Here is a 15,318-nt window from a genome sequence, read left to right on the forward strand (position 1 = left end):
TAGATTGCATTTGATTAAGCCATTTTTTATGGACTATCACGTAAGCTTGAAAAAAGCATTGCAGAACGACTATATCGTTGAGCTTATTAATAGTGATCAATTTGATTCGTGTGTCATTAATACATATTTTAAGTGTTCTAAGATAAGGTGGAAATTTCGACATTTATTTGAGAAGGTATTGATCCATGATGCAGAAAATGCCGAAAATTCATATTATGATGATTTCCTTGCCCAGATTAATCTTAAGAGGGATTATTATCAGGTGATTTTTTGCATCAATGGTGCATATGTTCCTGACACTTTTTATGCGTTGCTAAGGAATAATAATCCTCATGCTAGATTTATATATTATGCTTGGGATGATATAGCTAATTTACTGAAGCAATCCCATCTGAAATATTTTAATGAGAGATATGCTTATAACATAAGCGAATGTAAACAGTATCATGCAACTTACGTACCGATGTTTGTTCAGAGTGCGCTGAGTGGACATGAAGCAAAAGATGAATATGATGTAGCATACATAGCATCTGCACATTCGGATCGTAAACAGATTGCGTATGAACTCAACAGGAGATATGGAGAGAAATACAGACTGTTTATATATCTGTATGATCCAAGTAATTCCGGTGATCAATTTTGCCAAGAAACTCCGTTGAATTATGAACAATATTTGAATGTGATGCGAAAATCAAAGGCTATGTTGGATGTACCATACCCTGAGCAAGAGGGACCTACTACACGTTCATTTGATGCATTGTTAACAAAAACAAAAGTGATTACAGTGAATCCACATATAAAAGAATACCCGATTTATTCTGAAAACATCATGATTGTGGACAGGGACAATATTGTGATAGATGATGCTTTTATAAAAAAAACATATATTGAAACTGGCTATCAGGCACTGACGATTTCGGAATGGTTGAAAAAATTTAATTTATAAGGAAAAAATAATGAAAATTTTAGTTATTAACTGTCATTCAGATAACCGCGGAGATGAAGCGGCTGTTCATGCGATGGTAGATGAAATAAGTGTTGCATATCCAGGCGTTGAAATTACACTTGCTATTCGTGGGGCTGGTACAAAATATCCTAATATGCCTTCAAATGTGAAAATGCTCCATCAATTTATGCCAATTTCTGTTAAGGCAAAAGTTGCACATAAAATTGCTGTTCTAACGGGAGGAAAGGTGTCAGTTTCTTCAAACGAGAAAGCGTTGATTTCAGAGATTTCCAAAGCTGACATTGTTTTACATGCACCAGGTGGTCCTAGCATTGGAGACACATATTATAGTGATGAGCCGACTTATCTTGCAATTTATGATTTACTGATTGCAATGCATAAACCATATATGTTTTATGCTCCATCTATGGGGCCATTTCAGAGGAAAAATCGTAATTTGTGGCGCAAAAAAATATTGGAACATTCAAAGGCTATTGTGTTAAGGGATCCTATTTCAGAGGGATATGTGCGCGATTTTGTTCCGAATAAAGAGGTTTCGCTGACTTTGGATTCGGCTTTTCAGCATGATGTAAATATTAAACAGAATAAAGAAAAGTTGAAGCAATATGTGGAATTGAAAAGCTTTTTAGAAAAACATGAAAAATGTATAGGAGTTACGATCACTGATTTACGATGGCATCCAGTGTACTCCAAAGATCCAGCAATTGCAAATAATATTCGCGATGTATTTCAGGGATTTCTTTCGAGTCTTACAAAGGTTGGATATGGTGTGGTTTTTATTCCACAGCTATATGGAAAAGGAAACGATTATGATTTGATGCGCAAATTCTGTTACAACATAAATGATTATTATGTAGTAACAGCAAGTGATGAACGATACGATACTTACTTTCAACAGTATTTGATAGGTCAGTTGTATGCAGTTATTGGTATGCGGTACCACAGTAATATTTTTTCTGCTAAGATGGGAACACCATTTATTTCGATATCATATGAGCAGAAAATGAAAGGCTTTATGGAAAAAATGAATTTAACAGATTACTGTATTGATCTTAAATGTTTGTCGCAAGGTGATTTGGAAAATCGTTTTGAGAATCTTATAAATCATTATGATCAATATAAAGAATTCCTCTGCTATAAACATAGATTTATGAAAGTTGAAGCACATAAAACAACAGATATTTTAGAAATGGTATTGGCAGAAAAAGAGAAGGTACAGTGATATGAACAGAACTCAAAACGCAACAAGAAATATAGTGTTTGGAGTCATCTTGAAACTTTACCAAATTTTATTGCCGTTTATAATGCGAACGGCAATGATTTATCTGATGGGAGTAGAGTATTTAGGATTAAATAGTTTGTTTACATCAATTTTGCAGGTTTTAAATCTTGCAGAACTCGGAGTGGGTTCAGCAATGGTTTACAGCATGTATAAGCCAATTGCCGAGAATGACAAAGTTACGATTTGTGCATTATTAAAGCTATATAAAAAATATTATTTTTTTATTGGATTGATAATCGCATGCGTTGGCGTATTATTAACTCCCTTGATTCCAAAACTAATAAGTGGAGATATTCCTGGACAGTTAAATATTTATATTTTATATCTGTTAAATTTAGCGGCCACAGTAATGACATATTGGCTATTTGCCTATAAAAATTCCTTGTTACAAGCTTATCAACGAAGTGATGTAGCGAGTAAAATAACAATTTTAACAACAACGCTTCAATACGCGATACAGCTGGTTATTTTGTGGCTGTTCCATAATTATTATCTTTATATTATTGTTATGCTCTTCACCCAGGCAATGGCGAACATTATTACCGCAATGGCGGCATCTCGTTTATATCCGGATATGGAACCCAATGGAAATTTGCCTGATAAAACGGTTAAAACAATTAATCAGAGAATCAAAGACTTATTTACTGCAAAACTCGGTGCAACAATTGTAAATTCTGCAGATACGATTGTCATTTCGGCTTTTCTAGGTTTGACAGTTCTTGCTATGTATCAAAATTATTATTTCATTATGTCCTCGGTTATGGGAATTTTAACAGTAGTTTTTAGTTCCTGTTTGGCAGGGGTAGGTAATAGTATGGTAACGGAAAGCGCAGATAAAAATTACAATGATTTTAGAATTCTTACATTTTTGATAAATTGGATAGTTACCGTCTGCATGTGTTGCTTTGCAACAGTTTATCAACCGTTTATCGAACTTTGGGTAGGGAAAGATTATATTTTTGATGAAATTGTTGTTGCGCTTTTTTGTATTTATTTTTATCTTGTGACGATGCAACAAGTAAATGGAATGTATAAAGATGCTGCAGGTGTGTGGCATCAAGATAGATTTCGTCCATTGGTTGCAGCAATTGTTAATCTCATTTTTAATGTGATATTTGTTCAGCTCTGGGGAATTTATGCAATCTTGCTTTCGACTATTGTCAGTTATGTTTTTGTGTCAATGCCATGGATGATCAGCAATGTTTTCAAGTATGTATTTCATAGAAGTTTGGGACAATTTGTAAAAGAAGTTGTGGTATATTTCTTTGTCGCATGTATTGTTACATTTTTATGTTGGATTTCGTGTAGGACAACAAGCGGGCTGTTGTTGTGGGGACAGATTATAATAAATTTAATCCTTTCGGTTATTTTATCCAACATAGTAATGTTCGTTATATATAGAGAAAATAAGTATTATAATCAGATGATTGAACTTGTTGATAAGATAACCAAATTTAAACTTACGAAAGTGCTGAAGATGATAAAAAATAACGAGGAGAATTTTCTGTGAAAGCGTATGGCAAAGGGGAAATAAAAATATGTATTCAAGTGAAAGAAATGTGCAAATGTTATTATCGCTATTAAAAGTGCACAAAATTAAAAAAATGGTATTAAGTCCAGGAAGTGCAAATGCATCTTTTGTTGCAAGTGCACAATATGATGGTGAGTTTGAATTGTACTCCTCAGTTGATGAACGCTCTGCAGCATATATTGCTTGTGGGCTCGCAGAAGAATCTCAAGAACCTGTTGTGATCTGCTGTACTGGAGCTACTGCATCAAGAAACTATATGCCTGGATTGACAGAGGCATACTATAGAAAGTTACCGTTGATTGCGATAACAGCGACACGACCAATTGCCTGGCTTGGACAAAATCGTGATCAATTGATTGATAGAACTGTTATACCAAATGATATTGCAGTAAAAAGTGTACATCTTCCAGTAATAGAGAATGAGCAAGATGAATGGGAATGTAATTTGAAGATTAATGACGCGCTGCTAGAACTTCAAAGAAATGGAGGAGGACCAGTGCATATAAATTTGACTACATCCTATAGCCTTGATTTTTCTGTAAGTAAACTTCCAGAAGAACGTGTTATTCAAAGAGTTGTTTGGGGAAGTGAGTTGCCTAAATTACCTAATGGCAATATGGCAATATTTGTAGGGGCACATTCGGCATGGAATGAAAGATTAAAAGCTACAGTTGAATCATTCTGTGAACAATATAATGCGTTTGTTTTTTATGATCAAACAAGTAATTATACAGGAAAATATGGCATTCCTTGCGGCATATTTGATATTGCAGGATTTCCTAATTTAAAGATAGATCTTCTGATTCATTTGGGAAATATATCAGCATCATGGCCGGCATTAGCTAAGGAAATATGGAGAGTGAATTCTGATGGCGAGATTAGGGATACCTATCAACATCTTACAAAAGTATTTGAAATGCAAGAAGAAGAATTCTTTAAGGCATATTGCGAGCACCATAAAACAGGTCAGACTACACAATATGAAAGGTGGCATGCTGTATATAACTCACGAATAGAGACACTTCAGAGCTGTAATAATGATATGGCATTTTCTTCTTTGTGGATTGCGCAAAACATGCATAAAAAAATGCCTAAGAATTCTATTATCCATTTTGGAATCTTGAATTCTCTTCGCTGCTGGAATTGTTTTGGAGTTGATCATAGTATTCGTACCTATTCAAATACGGGAGGCTTTGGAATTGATGGCGGTGTGTCCAGTTTAATAGGTGCATCTTTTGTATCTTCAGATAAAATATATTATGGTATTTTTGGTGATTTGGCATTTTTTTATGATATGAATAGTTTGGGAAATAGACATATTACATCGAATGTGCGCATTCTTGTTGCTAATAATGGATTAGGAGGTGAGTTTAAAAATTCATTAGGAAATGTTCAGAAAGCAGGCCTTGGAGATTCAGCAAACGAATATATTTCTGCCTATGGACATTATGGTGAAAAATCACCAGAACTCTTAAAACATTATGCACAGGATTTGGGATTTCAGTATTTATCGGCAGTAGATAAGCAGAGCTTTCTTACAGCAATGAAAGAATTTACTACAACAGAACATAAAGAAAAACCAATGCTCTTTGAAGTGTTTATAGATGAACATGAGGATGTAAGTGCTCTTGACTTGATTCAGAGTCTGTCTGATTTTTCAGAAAGTGAGCAAAATGTTATTGAAAAAACAAAAAAGATTGCAAAAAGTATTCTTGGGCGAAATGGTGTTAAAATGATTCAAAAAGTTGTGCGCAAAAATGACTGAGGTAGATAAATGGGAGTAGGTTCAAAAATTCGAGAGTTAATAGACTATTATTATTCCAAAAAGAATGAAAAGAATATAGTTCCAATTGATATTCCTAAAAATCAGAACAATTTATTGGAAAATAAGGTTGCATTGATAGTTGGTGGAACTGGTGGAATCGGAGCGGCAATTGCTGAAGCATTTATTGAGGCTGGTGCAAAGGTTATTATTTCGGGAACAAAAGAAGAAAAAGTAAAGAATGCTGTTGAAAAACTTGGAAATTGTGCAAGAGGTATACAAATAGAATTAAATAAAGTAGGGGAATTTGATATTAAAGTGTCGCAGGCTATCGCATTGTTTCCCGAAAATAAAATTGATATTCTAGTGAATTGTGCAGGTGTACATGGCAATCAAACGTTTGGTTCTGTTTCAGAAACAACATATGATTCAGTTATGAATACGAATCTTAAGGGTATGTTTTTTATGACGCAGGTAGTGAGTAATTACATGAAAGAGGAAAGAATAAAAGGACATATTCTTAATGTTAGTTCAGCTGCTGCTTTAAAACCTGGTTATACACCTTATGAAATATCAAAAAGCGGAGTTCGGTCATTTACACTGGGAGCGGCCGCTGAATTGATCCCGTATGGGATTATTGTAAATGCAATTGCACCTGGACCAGTTGCTACGGCAATGCTTGGACGTAAAGAGGGAGATACTTTATATACCGATTGCATTCCGGCAAAAAGGTTTGCAACACCTTCAGAAATTGGGCAGCTGGCAGTAATAATGGTTAGTGATATGTGTAATTTGGTAATTGGAGATACATTTTATGTTAGTGGGGGATCTGGAACTATCCAATACTGATAATGTTGTGAACTTCCATAATAGAGTGCAACTCAAGTGAATCATACGGATTGCGAAAACTCTCTGGGATCAGACACTATGAAATATCAATAAAGAAAATAAAACAGAGCTAAAAGATCTGTAAAAGAAAAGACCACATTGGGGTCAGACACCTGGTACTCTAAACACATACACAAGATATAGCCATTTTGAAAGGCCTATCCTGTATAGGTCTATTAAACTATACCATAAATTCTGCAATAAGGCGATATAATTTTTTACTATTTAATTTTTTTGAAAACATTTTGTACGGCGGAGAAAACTTTCACTTTTGCAAGTTATTATTTATCTGTTCTTCTCTTCAAAAGCTTCCATGTTCCAGAATCTTTCACAGATCAGAGAAGAACTGGGCACGCTTTCTTTTCCGGATGTTTCAAAACAGGCACTTTCCAAAGCCAGACAGTTCATTAATCCTTCACTGTTCAAGGAACTTTATTATCTTTCTGTTAATCTGTTTTACAGCCAGATCCCTTCAAGAAAACTGTGGCAGGGTTATCATCTTTTTGCAGTAGATGGTTCCAGGATCGAACTTCCGAATTCAAAATCGACTTTTGGTTTCTTTGGCGAAATGTCCAGCTATCCTGATCCAAACCGACGTTATACCATGGGACTGGCTTCCATAATTTATGATGTTCTAGATGATTATATCCTTCATGCATCTATCCATAAATTTCTTTCCTCTGAACGAGCAGCTGCATTAGAACATCTTAAAGTTCTTGAAGATATGGGACTATATAACAACAGTATTATTATTTTTGACAGAGGTTATTATTCAGAAGATATGTTCCTCTACTGTGTAGAGCATGGGCATCTCTGTGTTATGAGACTGAAAGAGGGAATCAATTTATCTAAAAAATGCAATGGTGATATGATTTCCATTCTTCAGGGAACTTCAAAAGAAGGTACTTCCGATGTACCTATACGTGTCCTTGAGATTCCGCTTGATGATGGCACAAAAGAATATCTTGCAACAAACCTGTTTGATCCTGCTGTTACAAAAGATATGTTCCAGGAACTTTACTTCTACAGATGGCCTGTAGAACTTAAGTACAAAGAATTAAAAAGCCGCTTTGCCATGGAAGAGTTTTCCGGTGCTACTGCAGTATCTATACAGCAGGAATTTTACATAAATATGCTTCTATCGAATCTGGCTTCCCTTATAAAAAATGAAGCAGATGAGGAAATACAGATTTCTGCCAAAAGCACAAATAAGTTCCGTTATCAGGCCAATCGTGCATTTATCATTGGACGGATTAAAAGTATTATTCCCAAAATACTCTGCGGACTGTTTGAGCTTTCAATTATTGAACAGTTATATACAGATGCTGTACGTTGCAGATCACAGCTCCTGCCCGGAAGGTCATTTCCAAGGAAGAAATTGAAATCCAAGGGACGTTCACATTTTCGAAATAAAAAAGTTTCTTTTTAAAATAGAACCAGCATTCATCAATAGGCTTATTTAAGTGCGGTCATTTTTATAAATCTTCTAGTTTCCAACAAAACAGCAACTGTTTTCTATCATAAACCGGTTTATTTTGTAGTTTGCATTGGAGGCTATTCGCTAATATGCCCCTAAGTTGACGCTAGGTTGACCACATTGGGGTCAGACCCGTGCGCCCAGTAAAGGGCACTTCACCGAGCAGGCGGAAATCCTGCACGAAAAGAGAATAACCACCTCATTCGTTAGTGAGTCTTGCATGGCTCTGGGTAACTGGAATCATGAAGCGTAGACAGCGAGGTAACAGGGTGAGTATTGAGCACTGAAAGCCCTTAATCTAGGAAGCCGACCAAGTGGGTCTCTGGGAAGGCAACATGTGGGTTTATCGCTATGGTGAGATTTCACACATTCCTACGGTGTCATAGACCTCATCATGTTATACACTGGTGAAGTTGTCAACTGAGGGAGAACCTGTTGTTTCCTGTGTAAGTGTAACATGGGTATGTCTAACAACTGAAAAGGGAGAAAGGCAAAAGAATGACAGGTAGTCGGATGCCCGCATAGTACCAATGAAGCTATGAACAAAATAAATAGTGGAGGGAAGGCGAAAAGATGCTGTTCCTCACAGCATTGGCATACGGAATCATATCGAAAAGGAAACATTATCTGCACACAGAGGTAGAAGAATAATGGAAACGAATAACATTGGGGTCTGACACCATGAAATATCGATACATATGATGTCGCACTCGATAACTACGGCATTGACATTTTAAAAGCACTTCAGCTTAGGCCGATTCCACCCGACGAGGTCAATCTGACACCTAAGCTGATTCGCTTTAACCACTAACTTAGCATAAAAATCTGCTGTCAGACTGGAACTTAACAATTCACATTTTTTAGATGTGGCCTGTGGAATTTAGTCTTACACACCAGATATCCAGAGGTCTCTTTTCCATGTCACAAACTCAGATATTTTATGAAAAGTTAGCTTAATTATACCAGTTATCTAAAGATTTTGCTCATTATAATTCAATAAAATCAAGGAATTTTAATGTCCGGTGGAATTTACCGCTGCACTGGAATTTAAAATTTCAAGTCAGCGATTATTTTCGACAAGGCAACCCCAGGGCAGGGTCCCCCGCCCTGGATAGAACTTCAATCAATCTCTTCCATACAAGTCCCTAGTATAAACTTTCTCCTTCACATCATCCAGGCACTTGTCATATCTATTAGCAATAATCGCCTGGCTCTGCTCTTTGAACTTCTCCAGATCATTCACCACTCTGCTGCCAAAGAACGTAGTGCCATCTTCCAGGGTCGGCTCGTAAATAATTACCGTAGCACCTTTCGCTTTAATACGTTTCATAACCCCCTGAATAGATGACTGGCGGAAATTATCGGAATTTGACTTCATAGTCAGACGATATACCCCGACTACAACCTCTTTCTCCTTGCTTGCATCATAATCATCATTAGCCTCATAAGCCCCGGTCAGTTCCAGTACACGTTCTGCGATATAATCCTTACGAGTCCGGTTGGATTCTACAATTGCAGTCATCATATTCTGAGGCACATCTGCATAATTAGCCAGCAGCTGTTTGGTATCCTTCGGCAGGCAATAACCGCCATATCCAAAAGAAGGATTATTATAATGTGCACCAATACGCGGATCCAGGCATACACCATTGATGATCTGCTGTGTGTTGAGTCCCTTCATCTCAGCATAGGTATCCAATTCATTAAAATAAGATACCCTTAATGCCAGATAGGTATTGGCAAACAACTTCACTGCCTCAGCCTCTGTAAATCCCATAATCAATGTATCAATATTTTCCTTAACAGCTCCCTCCTGCAAAAGTCCTGCAAAAGTATTGGCAGCCTTCACCAGTCTGGCATTCTCCACATCCGTACCAACGATGATTCTGGATGGATATAAATTATCATATAACGCCTTTGATTCCCGGAGGAATTCCGGGCTGAAAATAATATTGTCGCAATGGAACTTCGCCCTCACACTGGCTGTATAACCTACCGGGATGGTGGACTTGATAACCATTACTGCATCCGGATTATACTGGATCACCAGCTTGATCACGGCCTCCACTGCAGAGGTATCAAAAAAGTTTTTCTTGCTGTCATAATTGGTAGGTGCTGCAATCACCACGAAATCTGCATCCTTATAAGCAGCCTCTGCATCCAAAGTAGCTGTAAGATTCAGATCCTTCTCAGCCAGATATTTCTCAATATACTCATCCTGAATAGGAGACTTCCTCTGATTGATCAGGTCCACCTTCTCCGGGATGATATCCACAGCCATCACCTCATGATGCTGTGATAAAAGCGTTGCAATTGATAAACCAACATAACCTGTACCTGCCACTGCGATCTTCATACGTCCAAACTCCTCCTAAATATAAAATTCTCTGTACCATTCTGCAAATTTTCTCAGCCCCTCTCGCAAAGAAGTAGATGGCCTGAAACCAAAATCCTCTTCCAATGCTGTGGTATCTGCGTATGTTACAGGAACATCCCCTGCCTGCATGGGAACTAACTTCTTATGCGCTTCAAAATCGTAATCCTCCGGCAAAACCCCTGCCCGGATCAGCTCCTGCTGCAGGATGTCCACAAACTCCAGCAGATTCTCCGGATGGCTGTTTCCAATGTTGTAAACTGCATATGGTGGAATAGGAAGCCCATCCTCTCCCATCTTTTTCTCCGGGGCAGCCTGCATCACACGCTTCACTCCCTCTACAATATCATCCACATAAGTAAAATCACGCTTACAGTTTCCATAATTGAAAATCTGAATGGTCTCATTATTACATAGTTTATTGGTAAATCCAAAATATGCCATATCCGGACGGCCGGCCGGTCCATACACAGTAAAGAAACGAAGTCCTGTAGACGGAATATTATAAAGCTTAGAATATGCATGAGCCATCAACTCATTAGACTTCTTAGTTGCCGCATAAAGAGAAACCGGATTATCCACTTTATCCTCTGTGGAATACGGCACCTTCTTATTCGTACCATAGACAGAAGAACTGGATGCATATACCAGATGCTCCACACCAGCCTGTCCACTATCATAAGAATGACGGCAGGCTTCAAGGATATTGTAAAAACCAATCAGATTAGACTGAATATACACATCCGGATTTGTAATAGAATACCGGACTCCCGCCTGCGCAGCCAGGTTCACTACCACAGCAGGATGATACTCTTCAAAAAGAGAATCCACCAATTCCTTATCTGCAATAGAACCTTTTACAAATTTCCAGGAAGAATCCGGATGCTCTGCCGCCAGACCCTCAATCTGCTTCAAACGATATTCCTTAATAGAAACATCGTAATAATCATTCATATTGTCGATACCAATAATATGTACCGGATGTACTTCCTTCAGAAGTTCCATCACAAGATTAGAACCAATAAAACCAGCTGCACCGGTTACCAGAATCACCTTATTTGTCAATATTACATTTTTCTCTCGCATATACTTCAGACTCCTTTTCTCCTGTGATTATTTTATAAAACTGTTATTGCATCACTCTGTTTTTCAAAAATAATCGTTGCATTGTTTCCACTTGTTTTTTCAATCACTGTTTTCTCACCAAGTATTTTCACCAAATTACATATTTGATTCTCCAAGGCTTTTTTATTATGATAAAAAAGAGTTATCTTCGTATTTTCCATCATGATCAGATTTGAAAGAATATCCCCATCTGTTATATCAAGAGAATGACCAAAAATATATACATCATTATGTACCTTAAAAAATTTTTCAGCATGCTTTATCCAGCCAGGGTACCATCCTTCTTCTGGTTGTCAGGCATACTTTCTGTTTACACACTACAAAAGAAAATGCAGGTTCTCTCCAGTTGATATATATTCCCTGTATAACATGAATAGTTCCAACCAACACCGCAGAGGTATGTAAAATCTCACCATAACGATAAATACATATGTTGTCTTCCATCCAGACCACGATGTCGACCCTCTGGTGACTTCGGGATTTCGGTGCTCAATAGCTATCCCTGTTATCTTGCTGTCTACGCTTAGCCTGCAACGTTACCGCGACAGACTCAAGACTCGCTTCAAATGCTGTGGTTAGCAGCTTATTTGATGGGGCTTCCACCCACCGGACTATATACCCTTAGCTGGACGCACGGTCTGACCCTGGTAATTTCTTACACCATTTCCCAAGTAAGTACTGTATCTTCAGGAAGATCCATTTTAACTGTTCTACCAATTACAACTTCTGTAAACTTAGGAGCAATACCTGTACCAGGACGTTTTGGCATTAAGTCTTCAGCTTTGATTATTTCTCCAGCCTTCATATCTCTAGTTAATACTAATGATCTTCTTGCTTCTCTTCTAGGTGTGATTTCACAATCAAGCACTGTTTTTTCAGAAGAACCTAAAACTGAATCAATCCATTTAAAGTTTGCGATAGCTTTCTTGAAGTCTTCTGGATCTCCTGAATGATAATGGTCATTACCTGGAAGTGTTTTATCAAGAGTAAAGTGTTTTTCAATTACTTCTGCCCCTAACATATATGCTACAGCTAATGTCATCATTGTGTCATCTGGTGCTACATGGTCACTAAAGCCTACTGTAACATCAGGAAAATCTTTCTTTAGAGTTTCAATAATACGTAAATTAGCATCCTTTGGATCTGTTGGATATGAAAGAACACAGTGAAGAATAGTAATGTCGTTATTACCTACTTCTTTCATTGCACGGATTGCTTCATCAACTTCTGATAAATATGCAGCTCCTACTGATACAATCATTTTTTTACCTTTTTTTGCTATATGTTTAATAAATGGAATATTTGATAAATCAGATGATGAAATCTTATAGAAATCTACCATCTCATTTAAATAATCCGCAGATGCATAATCAAATGGAGTTGATGTAAAATCCATTCCTTTTGCATGAGTATAATCACAAAGTTCTTTATAATCATCTTTGTTAAATCCATCATGTTTTTGGAATAATGCATGTTGAGTCTTTGTTGGCTCTTTACTTAAATCCCAGTAAGCTGGTGAATTTTTAGACACAATTGTATCTGCTTTATAAGATTGGAATTTGGCACAATCAACACCTGATTCAGCAGCTTTATCAATATAAAGTTTAGCTGCTTCTAATGGTGTAATGCCCATTGCTTTTGCTGTATCATAGAAGTTAACTCCCATTTCAGCGATTAAATAAGGTTTATTTGTTTTCATATTTTATTCTCCTTGTTTTTTATAATTTTTCCTGGATTACCTACTACAGTAGAATTTTCCAGAACATCTTTTACAACTACTGTTCCAGCTCCTATTTTCGAATTTTGACCTATAGTAATATCACCAATAATAATTGCTCTCGCACCTATATAGCAATTATCATCAATTTTAGGAGCCAGTCCATTAACTTCTCCTATTGTAACCCCGTGTTGTATTGTAATATTTTTACCCAATATTGTATTTGGATTTATTACTATATCAAAACCTCTATGACAAAAATATACACCACTAACATCTAACGTATATGGAATATCGCAGTGATAAACTAATCTAATCAGATGATAAATTAATTTAGAATAGAATCTTTTAAATCCCCCAAAATTATAATTTTTATACATTTTTTTTACAAGATTATTAAATTCCATATTTTACCACCTTATAAATTGTTAATTAATGCCATAACACGTTTTCTTCCGCCTCTTAAATCGTGGCTAAGCAATTTTTTATGAAATTGTTCTCTACTCTCTTTAGATAATCCAAGGTACGTTTTTAATGTTCCTTCAATAATTTCGTTCGCTGGATTTAATCCAATATATGTAAAACCATTTTCATTACAAACAAAGCCATGTTTTTCTTCTCTTTGATTTTGTGCCATTGCAATAGATGGGATTCCAAGAATAGCTAGCTCATAGCCTGTTCTTCCTCTTGAAGTCACAGCTATATCACAGCTTGACATGAGCTCCGGCATATTCGCAACATCATAAAGCACTTCAATATTGCTGTACTTATTATATTCCATCAATGATTCAACATTATATTTAGCTCTTCCAAGCACAACAACAAAGTGGTAATTTTGATACTCTGATTTTGAGATTATGGCAAGTAATCTATCAGAATAATTCTGAGGATCAGCACCACCGAAAGATATAAAAATTCTTTCCACATTTTTTTTGATCTTTATTGGTTCATAAAACATAAATGTCTTTCCAGGAATATAATATTTTTCCCCGGCTTTTACTTGTGGAAGCATGTTTTCTTGAAATAAAGCATTAAATACTAAATCAGCTTTAATAATACCTTCACCATCATCTTCAAAGTTAATAATTTTTGCATTTGGAAGTACTGTTTTCAAAGCAATCATATAATCTATTGATGTTGTTAAAATATCATTAATAAATACAGTATACTGCTCTTTTTTACACCTATCATACAACTCAGCAATTCCATTAACAGAAATGAGGTTATGTGTGGTTTTTCCGAATACTTTAGGATCTGTTTGATTTGAATCATAATAAATGTCCGGCTTAACGTAAAACTCATCTGCCATTTCTAACGCACGATAAATATGACCAATACCACGTTTATTATTACCATTTACATAGATTGCTACTTTTTGCTTGTTTAAAGCATTAGCAACTGCTTGCAAATCCGCAAATGTATCTACATCTATTGATTCGTCCTCTGGAATTTCAAACACACTAACCTTTTCACCAAATCTTGTTTTTGGAGTACACACAGAGTACTTCGAAACAAAGAAAGCTCCTGTTTCACTATAGCATGGTGGAAGATACTGACGATTAAGTCTTTCTGTATAATTAGGAACTATCTTACCATTTTTTTCTCCCCAAGAAAGATGTGGTGCATTGATAGCAGAAATAACAGTATCATAACCACCATCAATTGCGTATTTTATCCCTGCATCTAAAGTAGGAACCGTAAGCGTTGGAGATGTTGGCTGCATCGTAACCACATAATCCCATTCTTCGCTCTTTGGAATTGCGTCATAAATCACCGCATCTAGTGTAACAGCATCGCCACATAGTGTTTCATCGCGCCAATGGCACTTCACTCCCATTTGTTTTGCAATAATGCGCACTTCTGGCGAATCGGTTGAGACAATTGTTTCCGTAATCATATCAGAATCAATTGCATTTTTTATTGAGTAATAAATTAATGGATGACCGCCAACAATTCTGATATTTTTATTTGGTATTCCTTTAGAACCAGCTCTAGCTGGTATTACAGCTAATATTTTCATGATTTCCTCCTTAATTTAGACATGATCGTATTTGCAATATTTAAGAAAAGTATGTTCTTAGTAGCAATCAAAATGAGTAAATATACCAATAATGACACTGCCACAGATATGACTAATTTCAATATATATATAATTCTTAACTGTTCAACACAGTAACAAATAAAGACAACCAATA

Annotated in this window: 12 protein-coding genes and 1 pseudogene; 6 read left to right on the top strand and 7 right to left on the bottom strand. The window is 36.3% G+C overall.

What is annotated here, in order from left to right; all coding sequences use genetic code 11:
* The 6 genes and pseudogenes from H8Z82_RS15595 to H8Z82_RS15620 form a co-directional block, all read left to right on the top strand.
* Positions 1-946: CgeB family protein (locus H8Z82_RS15595; RefSeq protein ID WP_207724689.1), on the top strand; the 946-nt coding region annotated here is incomplete at its 5' end.
* A 10-nt stretch (positions 947-956) separates the two neighbouring features.
* Complete coding sequence (locus H8Z82_RS15600; protein ID WP_186995624.1) at positions 957-2,189, top strand: polysaccharide pyruvyl transferase family protein; 1,233 nt, start codon at positions 957-959, stop codon at positions 2,187-2,189.
* A 1-nt stretch (position 2,190) separates the two neighbouring features.
* Positions 2,191-3,759, top strand: coding sequence for an oligosaccharide flippase family protein (locus H8Z82_RS15605; RefSeq protein ID WP_186995625.1), 1,569 nt, complete (start codon positions 2,191-2,193; stop codon positions 3,757-3,759).
* A 28-nt stretch (positions 3,760-3,787) separates the two neighbouring features.
* Positions 3,788-5,545: a thiamine pyrophosphate-binding protein gene (locus H8Z82_RS15610; RefSeq protein ID WP_186995626.1), complete on the top strand. Its 1,758-nt coding sequence runs from the start codon at positions 3,788-3,790 to the stop codon at positions 5,543-5,545.
* A 9-nt stretch (positions 5,546-5,554) separates the two neighbouring features.
* Positions 5,555-6,391 (top strand): SDR family oxidoreductase, encoded by an 837-nt coding sequence (locus H8Z82_RS15615; RefSeq protein WP_186995627.1) that lies wholly within the window; start codon positions 5,555-5,557, stop codon positions 6,389-6,391.
* 301 nt (positions 6,392-6,692) lie between these two features.
* A pseudogene (locus H8Z82_RS15620) lies at positions 6,693-7,859 on the top strand (IS4 family transposase); the annotation flags it as partial.
* A 1,171-nt stretch (positions 7,860-9,030) separates the two neighbouring features.
* Here H8Z82_RS15620 and H8Z82_RS15625 read toward each other — a convergent pair.
* The 7 genes from H8Z82_RS15625 to H8Z82_RS15645 form a co-directional block, all read right to left on the bottom strand.
* Positions 9,031-10,263 (bottom strand): nucleotide sugar dehydrogenase, encoded by a 1,233-nt coding sequence (locus H8Z82_RS15625; protein ID WP_186995628.1) that lies wholly within the window; start codon positions 10,261-10,263, stop codon positions 9,031-9,033.
* Between the two features lie 15 nt (positions 10,264-10,278).
* The gene (locus tag H8Z82_RS15630) at positions 10,279-11,346 is read right to left on the bottom strand and encodes a GDP-mannose 4,6-dehydratase (RefSeq protein WP_186995632.1); all 1,068 of its coding nucleotides are present in this window, start codon (positions 11,344-11,346) and stop codon (positions 10,279-10,281) included.
* Between the two features lie 53 nt (positions 11,347-11,399).
* Positions 11,400-11,570, bottom strand: coding sequence for a hypothetical protein (locus H8Z82_RS17190; RefSeq protein ID WP_207724690.1), 171 nt, complete (start codon positions 11,568-11,570; stop codon positions 11,400-11,402).
* An 85-nt stretch (positions 11,571-11,655) separates the two neighbouring features.
* Positions 11,656-11,850 carry a hypothetical protein gene (locus tag H8Z82_RS17195; RefSeq protein WP_207724691.1) on the bottom strand — a complete coding sequence of 65 codons (195 nt, stop codon included), beginning with the start codon at positions 11,848-11,850 and terminating at the stop codon, positions 11,656-11,658.
* Positions 11,851-12,061: 211 nt separating this feature from the next.
* The gene (locus H8Z82_RS15635; protein WP_186995629.1) at positions 12,062-13,105 is read right to left on the bottom strand and encodes an N-acetylneuraminate synthase family protein; all 1,044 of its coding nucleotides are present in this window, start codon (positions 13,103-13,105) and stop codon (positions 12,062-12,064) included.
* The gene (locus H8Z82_RS17615) at positions 13,102-13,530 is read right to left on the bottom strand and encodes a serine O-acetyltransferase (RefSeq protein WP_186995630.1); all 429 of its coding nucleotides are present in this window, start codon (positions 13,528-13,530) and stop codon (positions 13,102-13,104) included. Before H8Z82_RS17615 ends, H8Z82_RS15635 begins: the two co-directional genes overlap by 4 nt.
* 11 nt (positions 13,531-13,541) lie before the next feature.
* Positions 13,542-15,143 carry a cytidylyltransferase domain-containing protein gene (locus H8Z82_RS15645; RefSeq protein WP_186995631.1) on the bottom strand — a complete coding sequence of 534 codons (1,602 nt, stop codon included), beginning with the start codon at positions 15,141-15,143 and terminating at the stop codon, positions 13,542-13,544.
* Positions 15,144-15,318: the final 175 nt, after the last annotated feature.

Origin of the sequence: Blautia difficilis (assembly GCF_014297245.1) — a bacterium.
Lineage (GTDB): Bacteria > Bacillota > Clostridia > Lachnospirales > Lachnospiraceae > Blautia_A > Blautia_A difficilis.

Coding starts and splice junctions, on each gene's coding strand:
- H8Z82_RS15600 (WP_186995624.1), top strand. CDS start 957: ATGAAAATTTTAGTTATTAACTGTCATTCAGATAACCGCGGAGATGAA.
- H8Z82_RS15605 (WP_186995625.1), top strand. CDS start 2,191: ATGAACAGAACTCAAAACGCAACAAGAAATATAGTGTTTGGAGTCATC.
- H8Z82_RS15610 (WP_186995626.1), top strand. CDS start 3,788: ATGTATTCAAGTGAAAGAAATGTGCAAATGTTATTATCGCTATTAAAA.
- H8Z82_RS15615 (WP_186995627.1), top strand. CDS start 5,555: ATGGGAGTAGGTTCAAAAATTCGAGAGTTAATAGACTATTATTATTCC.
- H8Z82_RS15625 (WP_186995628.1), bottom strand. CDS start 10,263: ATGAAGATCGCAGTGGCAGGTACAGGTTATGTTGGTTTATCAATTGCA.
- H8Z82_RS17190 (WP_207724690.1), bottom strand. CDS start 11,570: ATGATGGAAAATACGAAGATAACTCTTTTTTATCATAATAAAAAAGCC.
- H8Z82_RS17195 (WP_207724691.1), bottom strand. CDS start 11,850: ATGGAAGACAACATATGTATTTATCGTTATGGTGAGATTTTACATACC.
- H8Z82_RS15635 (WP_186995629.1), bottom strand. CDS start 13,105: ATGAAAACAAATAAACCTTATTTAATCGCTGAAATGGGAGTTAACTTC.
- H8Z82_RS17615 (WP_186995630.1), bottom strand. CDS start 13,530: ATGGAATTTAATAATCTTGTAAAAAAAATGTATAAAAATTATAATTTT.
- H8Z82_RS15645 (WP_186995631.1), bottom strand. CDS start 15,143: ATGAAAATATTAGCTGTAATACCAGCTAGAGCTGGTTCTAAAGGAATA.